The following is a 17,596-nucleotide window of genomic DNA, read 5'->3' as shown; positions in this document are numbered from 1 at the left end:
AACCCGGCCCCGGTCATCAGCAGCCTCAGCCCCAGCTCGGCCACGGCCGGCGACCCGGCCTTCACCCTCACGGTGAACGGCACGGGGTTCATCGCAGGCTCTGCCGTGGCCTTTAACGGCACAGCCCGCGCCACCACGTTTGTTTCGGCCACGCAGGTTACGGCCAGCATTCCGGCTTCGGACATTGCCACGGCCGGCACCTACAACGTGACCGTGACCAACGCGGCGCCCGGCGGCGGCACCTCCGCTACGGCCACGTTCACCGTGAATCCGGTACCGGTGGTCAACAACCCCGTTCCGGCCATCAGCAGCCTGTCGCCATCGAGCGTGACGGCCGGGGCCGCGCCCCAGACCTTGACCGTGAACGGCAGCAATTTCCTGGCCTCGTCGGTGGTGAACTTCAATGGCAGCGCCCGCACCACCACCTTCGTTTCGGCTTCGCAGCTCACCATCGGCCTCACGGCCGCCGACCAGGCCACGGCCGGCACTTACAACGTGACGGTAACCAACCCGGCGCCCGGTGGCGGGACCTCCGCTCCGGCCACGTTCACCGTGAACCCGGCCCCCGTGGCCTGCACCGCGCCCACCAACCTGTCAGCCAGCGCTGTCACCAGCACTTCGGCTACGGTGAGATTCACCGGCAGCGGCTCGGCCACGGGCTACACCGTGACAACTTCGCCCGCCACCACCACGCAAACGCTGCCCGCTTCGGCTACGTCAGTGAGCCTTACGGGCCTGGCACCCAGCACGGCTTACTCGGTGAGCATTGTGAGCAATTGCGCCGGTGGCGCGGCCTCCGCACCCGCTACAACCACCTTCACCACCACGGCCGCTCCGCTGACCGACCTGGTGGTCAACTCTGCCCAAACCATCTCTGGTACTTACAATAACGTGACTGTGACGAGCACCGGCGTTGCCACGTTGGGCGGTACCCTCACGGTAAACGGCACCCTCACGGTACAGACCGGGGGCGCGTTGCTGCAAGCCTGCCAGGTAATCAACGGCCCCGGCAGCTTTGTACTGCAGGCCGGCGCCAGCCTTGTTATCTGCGATGCGGCCGGTATTGCGGCTACTGGCGCCGTGGGCGCCGTGCAGGTAACGGGCACTCGCACATTTAGCCCCGACGCCAACTACGGCTACAACGGCACCGCAGCCCAGGTAACCGGCTCCGGCCTGCCCGGCCGCGTACTGAGCTTGGTGGTGAGCAACGCTGCCAACGTAACGCTGAGCCAGGCACTAAGCGTGAGCCAGGTATTGCGCCTCGAAGCCGGCAACCTGGCTACCAACGGCCAGGGCCTGACCCTGCTATCCACGGCCACGGGCACGGCGCTGGTCGACAACCGCGGCGGGGCAGTGGTTGGCACGGCTGCGGTGCAACGCTACATCACCCCCACCAATGCGGGGTTGGGCTACCGTCACTACGCGTCGCCGGTACTTAGCACCACAGTGGCCGATTTGGCCGTACCAGGCGTATTTACCCCCGTGGTAAACCCGGCCTACAACACGCTGGGCAACACCGTTACGCCGTTCCCGAATGTGTTTGGCTACAACGAAGCCCGCGTGAACACCAGCGGCAGCGGCGGTTCTATAGACTTTGACAAAGGATTCTTCTCGCCCACGGCTACCAGCGACGTGCTGGAACCCACGCGCGGCTACACCGTCAACATCGCGGCCCAGGCCACCGTCGACTTTGTGGGCACCCTGAACAACGGCTCCCTGACGGCCGGCGCCCTCACCCGCGGCAGCCAAACCGAGAGCGGCTGGCACCTGCGCGGCAATCCCTATCCGGCTCCGCTGGACTGGTCTTCGGTGATTAGCAACGGCCGGGCTGTCAACATCGAGAATGCCCTGTACGTGTACAAAAGCGACGGCCAATACAGCGGCTCGTATACCAGCTTCGTGAACGGCCAGGCCACCAACTCCGGCACCAACGTGCTGCCCGTGGCCCAAGGCTTCTTTGTGCGTACCGCAGCGGGCCAGACCGGCAGCATCACCTTCGCCAATGCTGACCGCCTCACCACGCCCAACGCCACGCCCTTCCAGCGCAGCACCGCCGATACCCGGCCGCAACTCACGCTGGCCCTGAGCAGTGCCAGCGCCCGCACCCAGGCCGTGGTTTACTTCGAGCAAGGCGCCACGCCCGCCTTCGACAACGCGTTTGATGCCCGCGCCCTGCCCGCCCCCAACGGCCTGACGCTGGGTACTGAAACCGCAGCGGCCGAGGCATTGTCCATCAATGGCCAGCCGGTTCTCAACGGTGCCGATGCGCTGCTGCCCCTGCGCGTAGCTGCTCTGGCAGCCGGCACCTACACCCTGGCCGTTGACAAGCTGGAAAACCTGCCGGCCAACTACCGTGCGTACCTGCGCGACGGCCTCACCGGCACCTACACCGACTTGGCCACCACGCCCGCCATCACCCTGAATCTGAGCGCCAATGGCACGGCGGGCGGGCGCTATGCGGTACTATTCACCACCCAGGCGCGTGGTCTGGCCACGGCTCCGGTGGCCCTGGCCCAACTGGCCAGCGTGTACCCCAACCCGGCCCGCGGCACGGCTACGCTGCTGGTGCCCACTGCCCTACGCGGCAACCAGGCCACGGCCGTGACGGTTGTGGACAACGTAGGCCGCGTGGTATTGAGCCGCACGCTGGCTGCCGGTGCCAGCGAGACGCTGGAACTGCCCTTGTCCACCCTGACCTCGGGCGTGTACACCGTGCTGGCGCGCACCGCGTCGGGCCTGGTAGCCAAGCGCCTTGTGGTGGAATAACCAGTTCGCAACCAGCGCCCGCAGCTGCGGGCCTGCGCACACAAAAATGCCCCGGCTTTGCAGTCGGGGCGTTTTTTTTGTGTACAAAATGCTTCATTCGCTGCTATTATGCAGGCGTGGGCTGGCGCGCATTTGTGCAACGTCAGGTAATGAGGCTGTTTGGGAATTCTTTCAAAAGATAGCAGGAACGTCATGCTGAGCTTACCGAAGCATCTCTATTGTCTCATATGAGCCGTCAAAGAAGCAGTAGAGATGCTTCGGTAAGCTCAGCATGACGTTCTTTTGACTTCCGAACAAGCTTCAGTGATAAACCTCCAGCGTGTGTTTCTGGTATGTACGACCCCATGCCACGCCTCGCTACTTCCGACCATTACACGCTTACGCTTCCCGAAGGGCACCGCTTCCCCATCGCCAAGTACGCCCTGATTCGCGAGCAGCTGTTGTGGCAGGGCATTGCAGTCCCCACGGATTTTTACGAGCCGGGCCTGTGCGATGAGCAGGACGTGCTACGTGTGCATACCACTGAATATTGGCACCGCGTACGCGACTTACAGCTCACGCCCCGCGAGGTGCGCAACTTGGGCCTGCAGCAAAGCCCGCAGCTGGTGCGGCGCTCGCTGAGCAGCAGCGCCGGCACCCTGCAATCGGCCCTGCAGGCGTTACAGGACGGCGTGGGGCTGAACCTGGCCGGCGGCACCCACCACGCCTTTGCCGACCGAGGCGAAGGGTTTTGCGTGCTGAATGACCAGGCCATTGCCGCCGCGCACCTGCTGGCCAAGGGCCTGGCCCGGCAGGTTTTAATAGTGGATTTGGATGTGCATCAGGGCGATGGTACGGCCAGTATTTTCCGGAACGAGCCGCGAGTATTTACCTTTTCCATGCACGCCGGGGCCAATTATCCACTGCGTAAGGAGCAGTCGGACCTGGATATTGCCCTGGAGCTGGGCACCGGCGATGCCGAATACCTGCGCCTGCTGCACGAAGCGTTGCCCAAGCTGCTGGCCCAGGTGCAGCCCGATTTCGTATTCTACCAGGCCGGAGTAGACGTACTGGCCACCGATAAGCTCGGGAAACTGAGCCTCACGCCCGCCGGCTGCCGGCTGCGCGACGAATACGTGCTGGGCCTGTGCCGCGAGCAGCAGCTGCCGGTGGCCGTGAGCATGGGCGGCGGTTATTCTGAGCGGCTGGCCGACATCGTGGACGCGCATTGTAACACGTTTCGGGTGGCGTTTGAGCTGTGGCCCTAGCCGCCCCCGGCGCCCTTCCTACCTTTGCCACCCATGAAAAACGCTGCTTCTACGCATCCCGCGCCCGTTACCGTACCCGTGCGGCTCGACGAAAAACCAGTGGGCTCCCCCGCCCAACAGGCGTTTCGGCAAGCTATTCTGAACGTGGAGAACCTACGCGAGCGGCTGCGCGACCTGCGCGCCGAGCAGGCGGAAACGCGCCGGCGCTATTGGCAGCAGGTGGGGCCAGCCGCCACGGCCGTAGTAGCTGCCAGGCGCAGCCTTTTTCCGTCCTTGGAAGATGCCCTGCTGCTGGGCTACTTCAGCCGCCTGGAAGAACAGCAGATTACCGACCTGATAGTGGGCAATGCCCGGGCGCTGGAAAAACGATTTGGTGAAGACGAGGGCGAGATACTGCGCAAATACGCCCCCGCCGCCCATCGCAACCATACTGCTCACACCCAGCCCGAGCAGCACCGCAGCGCCGAAACGCCCGAGCACTACACCCCCGACCCCACCCTGCCGCCGCACGAGCAAGCCGCCGCCGCCGCCCGCGCCCGCCGCAAAACCAAAGCGCAGCGGGCCAAGGAAGACGCCGAGCAATCCGACCAGAAACAGCTCGAATCCAACGCCAAAACCATCTACCGCCAACTGGCCCGTACCCACCACCCCGACCTGGAGCGCGACCCCGAAAAGCAAGCTGGCAAAACTGCCCAGATGCAGCGCATCACGGAGGCCTACGAAGCCGACGACCTTTACACCCTGCTGCAGCTGCTGGCCGAGTCGGGCCCGGCCGATGCCGATTCCGACGACGTGCTGGCCCGCTACACCCGCGCCCTGCTTCAGCAGCAAATCACCCTGAAACAGGAAATGAACGAGGTAAAATACGGCCCCAATGGCTTCGTGGGCACTTCAACCAAGAAGCAGGAACTGGAGCTGCGCCAACTCAAACGCGACCTGCGCGCCGAGGCAGAGTACGTGCAGCACGTGGGGCTGCTCATGCGGGAACCGGACGGCTTGCGCGACGTGCTGCGGCAGCTGGCGGCCGAAGGCCTGGGCAGCCTGTAGGCTGTTGAAGCAAAAAGCTAAAAAAAGAACTTCATAAAGCATAACGTCATGCTCATCTGGCGTCCGCACAGCCGAAGTACCTCTACCATTCCTCTTGTCATCCTGAGCCTAGCGAAGACCTTGGCACCGTGAGATGAGTTGTTCTCCGGTGAAAGGATGCTTCCTTCGGTACGCCAGATTAAGCATGACAAGAGGCGCGGTAGAGGTACTTCGGCTGCGCGGACGCCAGATGAGCATGACGTGCGTTTACGTCAATGCTGGAGTGACTTGTTTAAGCGCCTTTCGACGCTAAAATCTCTACCATTTCAATTTGGGGGGGGCTGGCCCACAGGTCGGCGTGAGTGCCCAGGGCGGCGGCTACCTGGCCTGCGAGGTGGGCTTTGCGGCCGGCTTCGTCGGGGAAGGTGTCGAAAATGCCAAACGTGGACGGGCCCAGACGCAGGGCGTACCACGTGGTAGTGGCGGGCTCAGCCTCCACAATGGGAAGGGCACCGGCCAGAAAATCGGCAACGGTTTGTTCGTGGCCGGGCTTCACTTCGAGGCGGACCAACAGGGCGACTTTTACCATAAGAGGAAGGTGTTTAAGGTGAATTTCAATTCACAACAAATACAATGGCATTTCGGCTGATGCCGGCGCGCGGCGACCTACGCAATGAACGCCACGGCGGTTTGAATTACCTCAGCGTCGCGCAGAATGCGGTTGTGGCCCAGGCCGCGCGTGCCGTGCAGCACGGCGCCGGGCCAGGCGGCCGCAATCTGCTGGCCTTCCGAAAAAGGAATAATTTCGTCGTCCTCGTCGTGAATGACCAGCACTTTTTTGGCGCCAGAGCCGGGCCCGGCGACGGCGGCGCCGAACGAATCGGCGGGACGGCCGGTGACCTGTTCCAGGTACTGGGTAAACCGCGCCACAAAATCGTTGGATAAATGCAGGAAATCGGCCACGCGCCCGGCCACGGCCCGAGGGCCAATGGGGGCACTGAGCAGTACCAAACGCGGAAGCGGCAACCCCGCCGACAGCCGCACCGGCAGTCCGGCCACCGAGGCCGCCCCAAAGGAATGCGCCACAATGGCGCGCACCTCGCCCGCCGTATCCACCACCGCCTGCACGGCCCCGCCAAAAGCGGTGAGGGTCGTTCGCTTGCCGGTGGAGGCGCCGTGCGCGGGCCCGTCCATGGCCACCACGCGGTAGCCGGCTGCCAGCAAGGGCTGCACCCAGGCCCGCCAGAAACTGGCCCGGTGCTCCCAGCCGTGCACCAGCACCACGGCCGGCGCAGCGGCCGGGCCCCACTCATACACCGCCACCAGGCCCTCTTCATAAGCAACCATGCAGCGGCAGGCCTCCAGCAGCGCGGGGGCCTCCCAGGCCCGCATTGCCAGGCGCCGGGGCGTGCAAAACATCCGCCAGGCCTGCTTGAAGGCCAGTTGAGGCGCGATGGCCGAAAGCATCCGCAGCTGAATCCGTAGCAGCAGCAGGCCCGCAGGTGGTGCCGGGTAGCGCATGCGAAGCGCCGCCGAAACCGCTGGCTCTTCGGGCATTGATAAATCGTGAGCGGGCGAGAAGGTGTTTACCATAACTGGGGAGCAAAGAGTGCCGGTGATTTGTGTTGGATGGTTAGAAGTAGCAGTCGCTTTCGCGACCTCACGACAACAGTTCCAGCCGCAGTTGCCCCACAACAACCTGAAAAGGGGTTTCATCATGCACCCGCGCCACCTGCAGCGCCCCGGAAAGCGTGGTGAGCACCTGCGCCGCCTTGGCTGCCGGGCTGCCCACGTAGCGCAGGGCACCCGTGGCCCGGCCCACGGCCAGCACCTGCGCCAGCCACTCGGTAAGCTCCCGGTTGAAGGTGCGCAGCTCGGCCTGCATGGGGGCTGGCAACGTGCGAAAATCAGCCGCCAGGGCTCCGAATAGGCACACCCGACGGTCGTGGCCCAGGTGGTTTTCATACACGGCCAGCAGGGCGTCGAACTGCTCTTTGGGCGGCAGGTCGGCTACGCGGGGCAGGTCGCGCCACTTGCGCAGGCGGCGCAGCTGCCGGGCCACAATGGCCGTGCCCAGGTCGTCTTTGCTGGGATAATGGTAGTGAATGGCTGCCGGCTTCACGCCTAGCTCTTTGGCCAGGTGCTGGTAGCTGAAGGCATTGAAGCCCCGCTCCAGCAGCAGCCCTTCGGCCAAATCGAGGATGCGCGTGCGGGTATCGGGCGGCAATTTAATAGCTGATGGAGTTGACATGACGGGGTAAAGATATAACTTACTTACTAATTAGTAAGCATTAATTATTATACAAAAAAGCCTCTCGTGCTAGCAGGAGAGGCTTTGGTATTTTTGTGGCCGTTGTAGCGCCGGCTTATTCCGCCTCTCCTTGCCACAGGGTATCCACAGCGGCCTGCACGGCCTGGGCCCGGTAGGCGGGCGCGGTGGCGGGGGCTTTGAGCAGGCGCAACAGGCGCTGGTATTTCTGGCGGCCCTCGGCCAGCATTTGCTCGCTCACTTCAATGGTGAACACGCCGAAGGGCTCCACCTTTTGCACACCAACCAACAAAAACCGCTCGGCACGCAGCGCATCGGTATAGAAAGCTGCCTGCCGGTCGTAGTCGTAGGCCGAACACTGCCAGAGGAAATGGTCGGCGTCGCGGGCCATGGTGGTTTTGAAGTCGATGATGGTAAACGGCTGGTCGGGGTGGTCCACGATGAGGTCAGCGCGCAGTTTGCAGAGCGTGTCGGTTTCGGGCTCGGTAAATACTACGCTGGTTTCCGGCTGCCCCAGTGCTAGCAGTTCCGCAAGGCGGGCATCGAGCTTCACGCCCTCCACCAGCCACCACACCAGCGTATCGTTCAGGCCGGGCAGGCCGGGCACGTAGTCGGCCGGTTCGAGCAGGGCGGTATGAAAGGCCGTTCCAAAGCTCAGCGCGCCCTCGTTGGAGCTGGTCTGGGGCCGTGGGGGTCGGCCGTCGAGGGCATCGCGCAGGCGCGACAGGTCCGAGTTCGCAATGGCGGGCAGGGCGCGGTAGGTATCGTAATCAAGACGCAACAGGTCGGGGCGGCGGTAAGGAACGGCTGATTCGGGCATAGGTGATAAGGTAACAGATAAAAGCGCAGAATGGCTCCGCGCCGGCCCCGTTTTGGGCGGCATGCGGCAGTTTTAAGCGCGGTTCCGTACTTCGGCTCAGCGGGTTGCGCGCCCGGCTCTCAAAACCTCAATGCATCCCACCATGGCTTCCTGGATTCCATACGCCCTCCTGTCGGCATTGTTTGCGGCTCTCACGGCCATTTTCGCAAAAATCGGCATCCGAGGAGTCGATTCCGATTTGGCCACGGCCATTCGCACGGTGGTCATTTTACTGCTGGCCTGGGCCATAGCCCTGGCACGCGGGGCCACGGCGGGCCTGCCAGACCTGTCGGGGCGCACCTGGGTTTTCCTGGTGCTGTCGGGCCTGGCCACCGGTGCGTCGTGGCTGTGCTACTTCCGGGCCCTGCAGCTGGGCCCCGTGAGCCAAGTGGCGCCGGTAGATAAACTGAGCGTGGCGCTGGCCCTGCTGCTGGCGGTGGTGTTCTTAGGCGAAACCATTTCGGTGCGCGGTGCCGTTGGCGCCGGGCTCATTCTGGCCGGTACCGTGGTGATGGTGGGGCGCTAGCATGCCCCATGATGCAAGCCCGAATCCCACTGCCGGCGCCGGGTGCGTGACCTAACGCTTTGCTCCTGAAAACAGGCGGCTCCCCTCCTTCCACCGTTGCACTTTGCCCGCAATTTCGGCCAGCCCCAGATTGTGGATGCTGCCCAGGTGCGTGGTCTGAAACTCGCGGTGCGGCACGTAGCTGCCATCTTCCACGGCCCGCCCCACCTGCTGATAGGCATCCCGAAACGGCACGCCGGCAATAATTAGTTGATTGATGTTTTCAACCGAGAAAATGGGGTCGTATTTGGCCTGCTCAATCACGCCGGGCTTAATTTTTATTTCGGGCAGCGCAAACAGCAAAATATCGAGCAGGTCTGCGAACTGCATCATGGGCCCAAACAGCAGCTCCTTCAGCAGCTGGAAGTCGCGGTGGTAGCCGCTGGGCAGGTTGCTAGTGGCCAGCATAATGTCGTTGGGCAGCGCCTGCAGGCGGTTGGCGTGGGCGCGCACCAGTTCAAACACGTCGGGGTTTTTCTTGTGCGGCATGATACTGGAGCCCGTAGTAAACTCCTTCGGCAGCGTTACAAAGCCCAGGTCCTGGCTGTTGTAGAGCACCAGGTCGTAGGCCATCTTGCCCAGCGTGCCAGCGGCGCCGGCAATGGCAAAGGCCAGGGTTTTCTCGGTTTTGCCACGCAGCATCTGGGCGCCCACGGCACTCACCGCCACGCTGCCAAAACCTATTTCCCGGGTGGTCATTTCGCGGTCGATGGGGAAGCTGCTGCCGAAGCCCGCGCCCGAGCCCAGCGGGTTTTGGTCGGCCACCGCGTGCGCGGCTTCAAACAAGTTCAAGTCCAGCAGCAAATGCTCGGCATAGGCCGAAAACCACAGGCCGAAACTGCTCGGCATAGCCGCCTGAAAGTGCGTGTAGCCTGGCAGCAGGTCGTTTTTGTGCGCCTCGGCTTGTTGCAGCAGCACCTCGGCCAGCGCCAGCAATTTCGCTGCTATCCGCTCCGTGTAGTCTTTAATAAAAAGCTGAATGGCGGTCAGCACCTGGTCGTTGCGGGAGCGGGCGGTGTGAATTTTCTTGCCTGCATCCCCGAACTTATTCGTCAGGTAATGCTCTATTTTGGAGTGCACGTCCTCAAAATCGGCTTCAATTTGAAACGTGCCGGCGGCCACCTGCGCCAGCAGCTCATCGAGCCCGCTAATAAGCTGCTGCCGCTCGGCTTCGGAAATCAGGCCTACCTGGGCCAGCATATTGGCCTGGGCTTTGGAGGCCAGCAGGTCGAAGGGCGCGAGGTACATATCCAATTCCCGGTCGTGGCCCACCGTAAATTTTTCAATGGTCTCATTAACCGAAAAACCTTTCTCCCAAATTTTCATAACGCACTACTTAAAACGTAAATCCTGCTAGTAATTCGATGTAATCCCGAATACCGGCGCGTATTTCACTCAGCATAATGTACTCATCCGGCGTGTGTGAGCGGGCGCTTTCTCCCGGCCCCATTTTCAGGGTCTCAAAGGGCATCATCGACTGGTCGGAGAGCGTAGGCGAGCCATAAATCTGCTTGCCCATGGCCACTCCCCGGCGCACCAGCGGATGGTTTTCGCTGATGCTGGAAGAATTCAGATGCGTGGACCGCGGCACAATTTCTGACTGCACATTGGCCCGAATAACGTCCAGAATTTCCTGGTTCTGATACAGCTCGTTGGTGCGCACATCTATTACAAAGTGGCAGCGGTCGGGCACTACGTTGTGCTGCTGGCCAGCGCTCATCTGCGTCACGGTCATCTTCACCGGTCCCAGCAGCGGAGACAGCCGCGGAAACTGGTACTGCCGCAGCCATTGCACGTCGTCCAGGGCTTTGTAGAGCGCATTTTCGCCTTCTTCACGGGCGGCGTGGCCGGTTTTTCCGTGGGCCGTAGCGTCAAGCACCAGTAGGCCTTTTTCGGCAATGGCCAGGTTCATGCCTGTGGGTTCGCCCACAATTCCCAAGGCAATTTCTCCAAATTGCGGCAGCACACTTCTAATTCCGTTACGACCCGAAATTTCTTCTTCCGCTGTAATTGCGCAAATTAAATTAAACGCATTTTCCTGCCCCTGGAAATACAGAAAAACCGCCAATAAGCTTACGGCCGAAGCGCCCGCATCATTGCTGCCGAGGCCGATTAATTTATCGCCTTCCAGTACGGCTCCAAATGGCTCGTACGTCCAGCCCGCACCCGGTTTCACGGTGTCGTGATGTGAATTGAGTAAGATGGTCGGCTTGTTCGCATCGAAGTGCGCGGAAGTGGCCCACACGTTGTTATGCTGCCGCTGCACTGCCACGCCGTGCCCAATCAGAAACGCCTGAATCAGGCCAGCCGTATCTGCTTCCTCGCGTGAATACGAGGGAGTTTTAATTAGCCGAATCAGTAAATCAACGGCACCTTCGCTCAGTTGATTTACTGATTCAGACATAAGGTAGTTTTTAGTACCCCGTCAATGTAGAGCGCGTGCTCAATAATCACCTTTTCTACACCAAACTGCAAGGCATCAAATGCGTTTTCTAATTTAGGCAGCATGCCATCGTTAATTATTCCACTTTCCTTTAATTCACCGTAATCAGCCAATGTAATAGTTGGAATAACTGATTTTTCATCTTTGATATCGGCTAAAACGCCGTGTTTTTCGAAGCAAAAGTGTAGCTCTACTGCATATTGCTTGCTCAGGGCTTTTGCCAACGATGCGGCAATGGTATCGGCATTGGTATTCAGCAATTGGCCCTGGCCGTCGTGGTTAATCGGGCAAAACACTGGCGTCAATCCCATTTCCAGAAACCGGCGCACCGTATCGGTGTTGATGCTCTCCTCGCTCAAATCCCCCACAAAGCCGTAGTCAACATCCCGCACCAAGCGCTTGGTGGCCAGAATCACGTTGCCATCGGCGCCGCTGAGGCCCAGCGCATTAACCCCAGCACCCTGGAGTGCCGCCACTATTTGCTTGTTGGTTTTGCCTGCATAGAACATCGTCACAATGTCGAGGGCAGCAGCGTCAGTGATGCGGCGGCCGTCCAGCATGCGTGGCTTGATGCCCAGGCGGGCCATCATTTCGCTGGCGCCTTTGCCACCGCCGTGTACCAGTATTTTGGGGCCGCTCACGTTGGCAAACAGGCGCAGAAATTCCAACAAGTCGGATACGTGGTCGATGATGCCGCCGCCAATCTTATAAACTTTTAACGCCGCTTTCATTATTTCTTCACAGTCCAGCAACCCCAACAGTGAAAAGCACTGTTTTCAAAAAATACATGGGAAATGTTGCAGGCAAAAGTAGGGGCTTTTAGCTTTGCAGCAGAATTGAACCTCTTGGTTCGGCCGTTCGTTAATGCGCCGAATCGATAGTTACCCACCATGCCCCTCCCCGTTTCCACTTCTCCTTTGCTCACTGCTGCCGTTTGGCTGGGTGTAGCAGGCGTGTGCAAAACGGCCAGCGCCCTGGTGCGACGACCCTAGCGGCTTCAGCAGCCGCATGTTGGCCCCTTGGCCAGCCCCTTTGAGCCGGGCTAGTATCCGCTCTACTTACAGACAGGTTTGGGCTTTAGCAGGAATCACGCGGGAGAACCGCGTGGTCCGGACAGCCGCGCATCTATCCCTAAGTTTTTAAATATCAATGATAATTCGGGTTGCAACAGCAGCGGACGCTCAGTACGCTGACTTATTATGCCAATGGTACGTTGAATCGGCCAAAACGCGGGGTACTGGCATCGCCAAGCGCGAGCCTGATTACGTGGCCCGCAAAATGGCCAGCGGCGACAGCATCATCGCCTTCGTGGACGGAGAGCTGGCTGGCTTTTGCTACATCGAAATCTTTGATGACAAGACCTTTGTGGTAAACTCAGGCCTCATTGTTAACGCCGAGATTCGCAAGGGCGGCGTGGGCAAGGCCATCAAGCAGGCCGTATTCGACCTGTCGCGTAGCAAATACCCGCAGGCCAAGATTTTCGGCATCACGACCAGCCTGGCCGTGATGAAAATCAACACGGACCTTGGTTACGAACCCGTTACTTTCTCGGAGCTCACCACCAGCGAAGACTTCTGGAAAGGCTGCAAAAGCTGCAAGAATTACGCTATTCTGATGGAGAACGAGCGTAAAATGTGCCTCTGCACCGGTATGCTGTACGACACGCCCGAGAAGCAGCTGGTGCAGCTGCAGGTGCCTGACTTTAATGTTACCACCAGCTCCTTTTAAACAGGCGCGTGAATCAGATGCGGTAGTAGAGCACCGTGCAGCAAAACTTAGCTGGCACCGCAGGGCCCTGCTCTGAATGCCAAGTCCTAACTCCCCATTTATCTAACGGCAAGTTAACGCTTACCGCACATTGAAAATGAAGAAAAAAGCCATTCTCGCCTATAGCGGCGGCCTCGACACCTCGTTTTGCGCCGTGTATCTGTCGCGTGAACTCGACCTTGAAGTGCATACCGTCATCGTTAATTCAGGCGGCTTCACGACTGAAGAATTGGCTGCTATCGAGAAGCGGGCCTACGAGCTGGGCTCGGTGAAGCACGAGGTAATTGACGTGACCATGCGCTTCTACCAGGATTGCCTGCGCTACCTGCTGTTCGGCAATGTGCTGAAAAACGACACTTATCCGCTGAGCGTGAGCGCCGAGCGCATGTTCCAGTCGCTGGCCATTGCCGAATACGCCCGCGCCAACGAGGCCGACTACATCGTGCACGGCAGCACCGGGGCCGGCAACGACCAGGTGCGCTTCGACGTGGCTTTCTCGGTTATTTCGCCCAAAACCGAGATTCTGACGCCCATCCGCGACCTGAAACTGTCGCGCCAGGCCGAAATTGAGTACCTGCAAAAGCAGGGCTTCGAAATGAGCTGGGAAAAGGCGAAATACTCCATTAACAAAGGCATCTGGGGCACCAGCGTGGGGGGCGTTGAGACGCTGACGTCGCACGAGGCCCTGCCCGAAAGTGCCTACCCATCGCAGTTGCAGCGGCAGGATTCGGAGAGGGTGGAAATCACCTTCGAAAAGGGCGAGCCGGTGGCGCTGAACGGCGAGACGATGGACCCAATAGCCCTGATTCAGAAGCTCAACGAGATGGGCTCGGCCTTCGCCATCGGCCGCGACACGCACGTGGGCGATACCATTCTGGGCATTAAGGGCCGCGTGGGGTTTGAGGCGCCCGCGCCGCTTATCCTCATCAAGGCGCACCACCTGCTGGAGAAGCACACCAGCACCCGCTGGCAGCTGCTGCACAAGGACTACATCGCCAACTGGTACGGCACGCTGCTGCACGAGGCGCAGTACCTCGACCCGGTGATGCGCGACATGGAGGCGTTCCTGGAATCATCGCAGCAGCATGTGTCGGGCAAGGTGTTCGTGCAGCTTCTGCCCTACCGGTTCGAACTGCTCGGCATCGAATCGAAGTACGACATGATGCAATCGAAAGTGGCGACTTACGGAGAGGAAAACAACGCTTGGGATGCGCGTGATGCGAAGGGGTTCATCAAGATTTTCGGCAATCAGCTGAAAATTAGCACCAGCCTGCACGATGAAAATTAAGGTTGGTATCGTAGGCGGGGCCGGCTACACGGCTGGCGAGCTGATTCGCATTTTGCTGCACCACGAGTTCGTGGAGCTGGGTGGCATCGTGAGCTCCTCGAATGCGGGCAACCCGGTGTACCAGGTGCACGACGACCTGGTGGGCGAAACCGACCTGGTTTTTGCCACCGAGCTGGCCGGCGACGAGGACGTAGTATTCCTGTGCCTGGGCCATGGCAATTCCAAAGCCTGGCTGCTCAAAAACGACCTGCCCGAAACCACCCACGTCATCGACCTGAGCAACGATTTCCGCCTGACGGCCGATGCCGAGTTTGAAGGCCGCGAGTTCGTGTACGGTTTGCCGGAGCTTAACAAAAGCCGCATCCAGCAGGCCCAGAGCATTGCCAACCCCGGCTGCTTCGCCACGGCCATCCAGCTGGCACTGCTACCGCTGGCGTGGGCCGGCCGGCTCACCGACGACATTCACGTGTCGGCCATCACCGGCTCGACCGGCGCGGGGCAGAGCTTGGCGGAAACGGTACATTTCTCGTGGCGCACCAACAATGTATCCATCTACAAGCCCTTCACGCACCAGCACCTCGGCGAAATCGGCGAGAGTCTGGCGCAGCTGCAGCCGCAATCAGAAGCTGAGATTCACTTCATTCCCTACCGTGGCAACTTTGCGCGGGGCATTTTCGCCAGCGTCTACACCCCCTCCGATTTGACGCAGGACGAGGCGCGGGCGCTGTTCCAGCAGTTTTACGCCGACGCGCCGTTCACCACGGTTTCGGACCAGGAAATCCATTTGAAGCAGGTGGTGAATACCAACAAATGCCTGCTGCACGTGCAGAAACAGGGCAAGCAACTATTGATTACCTCGGTGATTGATAATCTGGTGAAAGGTGCATCGGGCCAGGCGGTGCAGAATATGAATCTGCTTTTTGGGCTGCCGGAAACAACGGGACTCAATCTCAAGTCGGCCATTTTTTGATTACCCAATTGCCTGTCATGCTGAGCCTGCGAAGCATCCTATCACGCTTCAAAGGGTCGTTCTGCGGCGAAAAGATGCTTCGCAGGCTCAGCATGACAGACGTTTTAGCCCTCTGCTCTGAAGCTCTAACCTCTACTTCACATGGACCTCTTCAACGTTTACCCGCTCGTCAACATCACACCCGTGCGCGCACTTGGTGCGAAACTCTGGGACGACAAGGGCCAGGAGTACCTGGATTTCTACGGTGGCCACGCCGTGATTTCCATTGGCCACAGCCACCCTCACTACGTGCAGCGCCTCACGGAGCAGCTGCAAAACATCGGCTTCTACTCCAACTCGGTGCAGATTCCGATTCAGCGCGAGCTGGCCGAGAAGCTGGGCCGGGTGTCGGGCTACCCGGACTTCTCGTTGTTTCTGTGCAACTCCGGGGCCGAGGCCAACGAGAATGCGCTGAAGCTAGCCTCGTTCCACACCGGCAAAAAGCGGGTCATAGCGTTCAAGGGCGCGTTTCACGGCCGCACCTCGGGCGCGGTAGCGGCCACCGACAACCCCAAAATCGTGGCCCCCTTCAACGCCGACCACGCCATCAGCTTCCTGGAATACGACCTGACGGCCGTGGAGCAGGCGTTGCAGGGCGGGGACGTGTGCGCCGTGATTATCGAGCCGATTCAGGGCGTGGGCGGTATCATCATGCCGTCTGATGAATTCCTGCAGGGGCTGGCGGCGCTGTGCCAGCAGTACGGCGCGCTGCTCATTGCCGATGAGGTGCAGAGTGGTTACGGCCGCAGCGGCAAGTTTTTCGCCCACCAGCACGCCGGCATCCGGCCCGATGTCATTTCGGTGGCCAAGGGCATGGGCAACGGCTTTCCCATCGGCGGCATCCTGATTGCGCCGGAGCTGCAAGCCTCCTATGGCCTGCTGGGTACCACCTTCGGCGGCAATCACCTGGCCTGCGCCGCCGCTCTGGCCGTGCTCGAAGTCATTGAGGAGGAGGAGTTATTAGCTCATGCCACCGAGCTGGGCCACTACCTGCGCACGGAGCTGTTGGCCCACGCCGGGGCGGTTGAAATCCGCGGTCGCGGCCTGATGGTGGGCATCAAATACGACTTCCCCATCAAGGAAATTCGCGACAAGCTGCTGACGGAGCACCATATTTTCGTGGGCAACGCCTCCGACCCCACGGTGCTCCGGCTGCTGCCACCGTTGAACATCACACGGGCCGAGGTTGACCGATTTTTGGGGGCGCTGGCTTCCTTCTCACCGCAGAAGACGCAGAAGGTTTCGCAGAAGTAACGCAGAGGGATATGCATGAAAATGATATTTCTTACTTGATTCGGCAGGCGGCTTATCAGGTGCATGTGGCACTGGGGCCGGGTCTGCTGGAATCGGCTTACGAGGCCGCCCTCATGCACGAGCTGCGGCTGGCGGGGCTACGGGTGCAAAGCCAAGTGGCGCTGCCGATGGTGTATAAAGACATTGCCTTGGAGGTAGGTTACCGCCTCGATTTACTGGTCGAAGACAAGGTAATCGTGGAGCTGAAAACGGTAGACACCGTACTTGACATTCATCACATGCAGTTGCTGACGTACCTGCGCCTCTCCGGCCACCGCCTGGGCTTGCTCATCAATTTCAACGTCCCCCTGATCAAAGCCGGTATCTACCGCAAAGTCAACGGCCTCACCGACCAGTAAAAACCTCTGCGTCCCCTCTGCGAAAACCTCTGCGTCTTCTGCGGTAAAAACACTTAAAAAAATGCCCCAAGTAACCCTAATACTCGAAGACGGCACCGAAATTCAGGGCGAATCCTTCGGCGCGTTCACCTCCGCCGCGGGCGAAGTGGTGTTCAGCACGGCCATGACCGGCTACCCCGAAAACCTCACCGACCCGTCCTTCGCCGGCCAGATTCTGGTGCTCACCACCCCCATGGTGGGCAACTACGGCGTGCCCGGCGAGGACTTGTACGAGTCGATTTCCCGGATTTTCGAGTCCGATAAGATTCACATTGCCGGGCTGGTGGTCAACTACTACTCCGAGGAGCACAGCCACTGGAACGCCGCCAAAAGCCTCGGCGACTGGCTCCAGGAGTACAACATCCCCGGTATTTTCAATGTCGACACGCGCATGCTCACCAAGAAGCTGCGCGAGAAAGGCGCCATGCTGGGCAAAATCGTGGCCGACGGGCAGGACCTGCCCTTCCACGACCCCAACCTCGACAACCTGGTGGCGCAGGTGAGCCCGGCCGGCGTGCAGCACTACGGCCACGGCCAGCACAAAATCGTGCTCGTGGACTGCGGCACCAAAACCAACATCATCCGCTGCTTCCTCGAGCGCGACGTGGAGCTGATTCGCGTGCCCTGGGACTACGATTTCACGACCCTGGACTACGACGGCCTGTT

Annotated in this window: 17 protein-coding genes; 10 read left to right on the top strand and 7 right to left on the bottom strand. The window is 60.4% G+C overall.

Annotated elements, in window-relative coordinates; genetic code table 11:
* From BEN48_RS13170 to BEN48_RS13160, 3 genes are all read left to right on the top strand, one after another.
* A partial coding sequence (locus tag BEN48_RS13170; RefSeq protein WP_125932634.1) for a beta strand repeat-containing protein occupies nucleotides 1-2,766 on the top strand: 2,766 nt, incomplete at its 5' end.
* A 332-nt stretch (nucleotides 2,767-3,098) separates the two neighbouring features.
* A complete protein-coding gene (locus BEN48_RS13165) occupies nucleotides 3,099-4,013 on the top strand; it encodes a histone deacetylase family protein (RefSeq protein ID WP_241502274.1) in 915 nt (304 codons plus the stop codon).
* 33 nt (nucleotides 4,014-4,046) lie between these two features.
* Complete coding sequence (locus BEN48_RS13160) at nucleotides 4,047-5,060, top strand: J domain-containing protein (protein WP_070735397.1); 1,014 nt, start codon at nucleotides 4,047-4,049, stop codon at nucleotides 5,058-5,060.
* A gap of 271 nt (nucleotides 5,061-5,331) precedes the next feature.
* Here the strand turns inward: BEN48_RS13160 and BEN48_RS13155 are convergent, their stop codons facing one another.
* The 4 genes from BEN48_RS13155 to BEN48_RS13140 form a co-directional block, all read right to left on the bottom strand.
* Nucleotides 5,332-5,628, bottom strand: a complete 297-nt coding sequence (locus tag BEN48_RS13155; protein WP_070735396.1) for a putative quinol monooxygenase — start codon at nucleotides 5,626-5,628, stop codon at nucleotides 5,332-5,334.
* Nucleotides 5,629-5,705: 77 nt separating this feature from the next.
* The gene (locus tag BEN48_RS13150; RefSeq protein WP_070735395.1) at nucleotides 5,706-6,632 is read right to left on the bottom strand and encodes an alpha/beta fold hydrolase; all 927 of its coding nucleotides are present in this window, start codon (nucleotides 6,630-6,632) and stop codon (nucleotides 5,706-5,708) included.
* Nucleotides 6,633-6,699: 67 nt separating this feature from the next.
* On the bottom strand, nucleotides 6,700-7,290 hold the full coding sequence (locus BEN48_RS13145; RefSeq protein ID WP_070735394.1) for a TetR/AcrR family transcriptional regulator: 591 nt from the start codon (nucleotides 7,288-7,290) through the stop codon (nucleotides 6,700-6,702).
* Nucleotides 7,291-7,405: 115 nt separating this feature from the next.
* Nucleotides 7,406-8,128: a PD-(D/E)XK nuclease-like domain-containing protein gene (locus BEN48_RS13140; RefSeq protein WP_070735393.1), complete on the bottom strand. Its 723-nt coding sequence runs from the start codon at nucleotides 8,126-8,128 to the stop codon at nucleotides 7,406-7,408.
* 142 nt (nucleotides 8,129-8,270) lie between these two features.
* Between BEN48_RS13140 and BEN48_RS13135 the strand changes: the two genes are divergently transcribed.
* Nucleotides 8,271-8,693: an EamA family transporter gene (locus BEN48_RS13135; protein ID WP_070735392.1), complete on the top strand. Its 423-nt coding sequence runs from the start codon at nucleotides 8,271-8,273 to the stop codon at nucleotides 8,691-8,693.
* Nucleotides 8,694-8,744: 51 nt separating this feature from the next.
* Here BEN48_RS13135 and argH read toward each other — a convergent pair whose 3' ends face one another.
* The 3 genes from argH to argB are packed head-to-tail and all read right to left on the bottom strand — an operon-like array spanning nucleotide 8,745 to nucleotide 11,933.
* On the bottom strand, nucleotides 8,745-10,058 hold the full coding sequence (argH, locus tag BEN48_RS13130) for an argininosuccinate lyase (protein ID WP_070735391.1): 1,314 nt from the start codon (nucleotides 10,056-10,058) through the stop codon (nucleotides 8,745-8,747).
* A 10-nt stretch (nucleotides 10,059-10,068) separates the two neighbouring features.
* Nucleotides 10,069-11,136, bottom strand: coding sequence for a M20 family metallo-hydrolase (locus BEN48_RS13125; protein ID WP_070735390.1), 1,068 nt, complete (start codon nucleotides 11,134-11,136; stop codon nucleotides 10,069-10,071).
* Nucleotides 11,121-11,933 (bottom strand): acetylglutamate kinase, encoded by an 813-nt coding sequence (gene argB, locus BEN48_RS13120; RefSeq protein ID WP_317043709.1) that lies wholly within the window; start codon nucleotides 11,931-11,933, stop codon nucleotides 11,121-11,123. The genes BEN48_RS13125 and argB overlap by 16 nt, the downstream gene beginning before the upstream one ends.
* Nucleotides 11,934-12,324: 391 nt before the next feature.
* On the opposite strand from argB, the gene BEN48_RS13115 reads away from it, so the two are divergent.
* The 6 genes from BEN48_RS13115 to BEN48_RS13090 form a co-directional block, all read left to right on the top strand.
* Nucleotides 12,325-12,903, top strand: coding sequence for a GNAT family N-acetyltransferase (locus tag BEN48_RS13115; protein ID WP_070735388.1), 579 nt, complete (start codon nucleotides 12,325-12,327; stop codon nucleotides 12,901-12,903).
* A 136-nt stretch (nucleotides 12,904-13,039) separates the two neighbouring features.
* Nucleotides 13,040-14,230, top strand: coding sequence for an argininosuccinate synthase (gene argG / locus BEN48_RS13110; RefSeq protein ID WP_070735398.1), 1,191 nt, complete (start codon nucleotides 13,040-13,042; stop codon nucleotides 14,228-14,230).
* Entirely contained in the window at nucleotides 14,220-15,200 is a 981-nt protein-coding gene (gene argC / locus BEN48_RS13105; RefSeq protein WP_070735387.1) for an N-acetyl-gamma-glutamyl-phosphate reductase, read from the top strand. The genes argG and argC overlap by 11 nt, the downstream gene beginning before the upstream one ends.
* A 141-nt stretch (nucleotides 15,201-15,341) precedes the next feature.
* Complete coding sequence (locus BEN48_RS13100; RefSeq protein ID WP_070735386.1) at nucleotides 15,342-16,493, top strand: aspartate aminotransferase family protein; 1,152 nt, start codon at nucleotides 15,342-15,344, stop codon at nucleotides 16,491-16,493.
* Nucleotides 16,494-16,504: 11 nt separating this feature from the next.
* The gene (locus tag BEN48_RS13095) at nucleotides 16,505-16,891 is read left to right on the top strand and encodes a GxxExxY protein (protein WP_070735385.1); all 387 of its coding nucleotides are present in this window, start codon (nucleotides 16,505-16,507) and stop codon (nucleotides 16,889-16,891) included.
* Between the two features lie 61 nt (nucleotides 16,892-16,952).
* On the top strand, nucleotides 16,953-17,596 hold a 644-nt coding region (locus tag BEN48_RS13090), incomplete at its 3' end, for a carbamoyl-phosphate synthase domain-containing protein (RefSeq protein ID WP_317043708.1).

The sequence above is a fragment of the Hymenobacter glacialis genome, from assembly GCF_001816165.1.
Classification (GTDB): Bacteria; Bacteroidota; Bacteroidia; order Cytophagales; family Hymenobacteraceae; genus Hymenobacter; species Hymenobacter glacialis.
The sequence above is the reverse complement of the archived record's forward strand: the minus strand, read 5'-3'. Positions and strand labels throughout refer to the sequence as shown.

What these genes read in the sequence shown, in the direction of transcription:
- argC (WP_070735387.1), top strand. Translation starts at nt 14,220, where the DNA reads ATGAAAATTAAGGTTGGTATCGTAGGCGGGGCCGGCTACACGGCTGGC.
- BEN48_RS13150 (WP_070735395.1), bottom strand. Translation starts at nt 6,632, where the DNA reads ATGGTAAACACCTTCTCGCCCGCTCACGATTTATCAATGCCCGAAGAG.
- argH (WP_070735391.1), bottom strand. Translation starts at nt 10,058, where the DNA reads ATGAAAATTTGGGAGAAAGGTTTTTCGGTTAATGAGACCATTGAAAAA.
- BEN48_RS13140 (WP_070735393.1), bottom strand. Translation starts at nt 8,128, where the DNA reads ATGCCCGAATCAGCCGTTCCTTACCGCCGCCCCGACCTGTTGCGTCTT.
- argG (WP_070735398.1), top strand. Translation starts at nt 13,040, where the DNA reads ATGAAGAAAAAAGCCATTCTCGCCTATAGCGGCGGCCTCGACACCTCG.
- BEN48_RS13165 (WP_241502274.1), top strand. Translation starts at nt 3,099, where the DNA reads ATGTACGACCCCATGCCACGCCTCGCTACTTCCGACCATTACACGCTT.
- BEN48_RS13115 (WP_070735388.1), top strand. Translation starts at nt 12,325, where the DNA reads ATGATAATTCGGGTTGCAACAGCAGCGGACGCTCAGTACGCTGACTTA.
- BEN48_RS13095 (WP_070735385.1), top strand. Translation starts at nt 16,505, where the DNA reads ATGCATGAAAATGATATTTCTTACTTGATTCGGCAGGCGGCTTATCAG.
- BEN48_RS13125 (WP_070735390.1), bottom strand. Translation starts at nt 11,136, where the DNA reads ATGTCTGAATCAGTAAATCAACTGAGCGAAGGTGCCGTTGATTTACTG.
- BEN48_RS13145 (WP_070735394.1), bottom strand. Translation starts at nt 7,290, where the DNA reads ATGTCAACTCCATCAGCTATTAAATTGCCGCCCGATACCCGCACGCGC.
- BEN48_RS13100 (WP_070735386.1), top strand. Translation starts at nt 15,342, where the DNA reads ATGGACCTCTTCAACGTTTACCCGCTCGTCAACATCACACCCGTGCGC.
- BEN48_RS13135 (WP_070735392.1), top strand. Translation starts at nt 8,271, where the DNA reads ATGGCTTCCTGGATTCCATACGCCCTCCTGTCGGCATTGTTTGCGGCT.
- BEN48_RS13155 (WP_070735396.1), bottom strand. Translation starts at nt 5,628, where the DNA reads ATGGTAAAAGTCGCCCTGTTGGTCCGCCTCGAAGTGAAGCCCGGCCAC.
- BEN48_RS13160 (WP_070735397.1), top strand. Translation starts at nt 4,047, where the DNA reads ATGAAAAACGCTGCTTCTACGCATCCCGCGCCCGTTACCGTACCCGTG.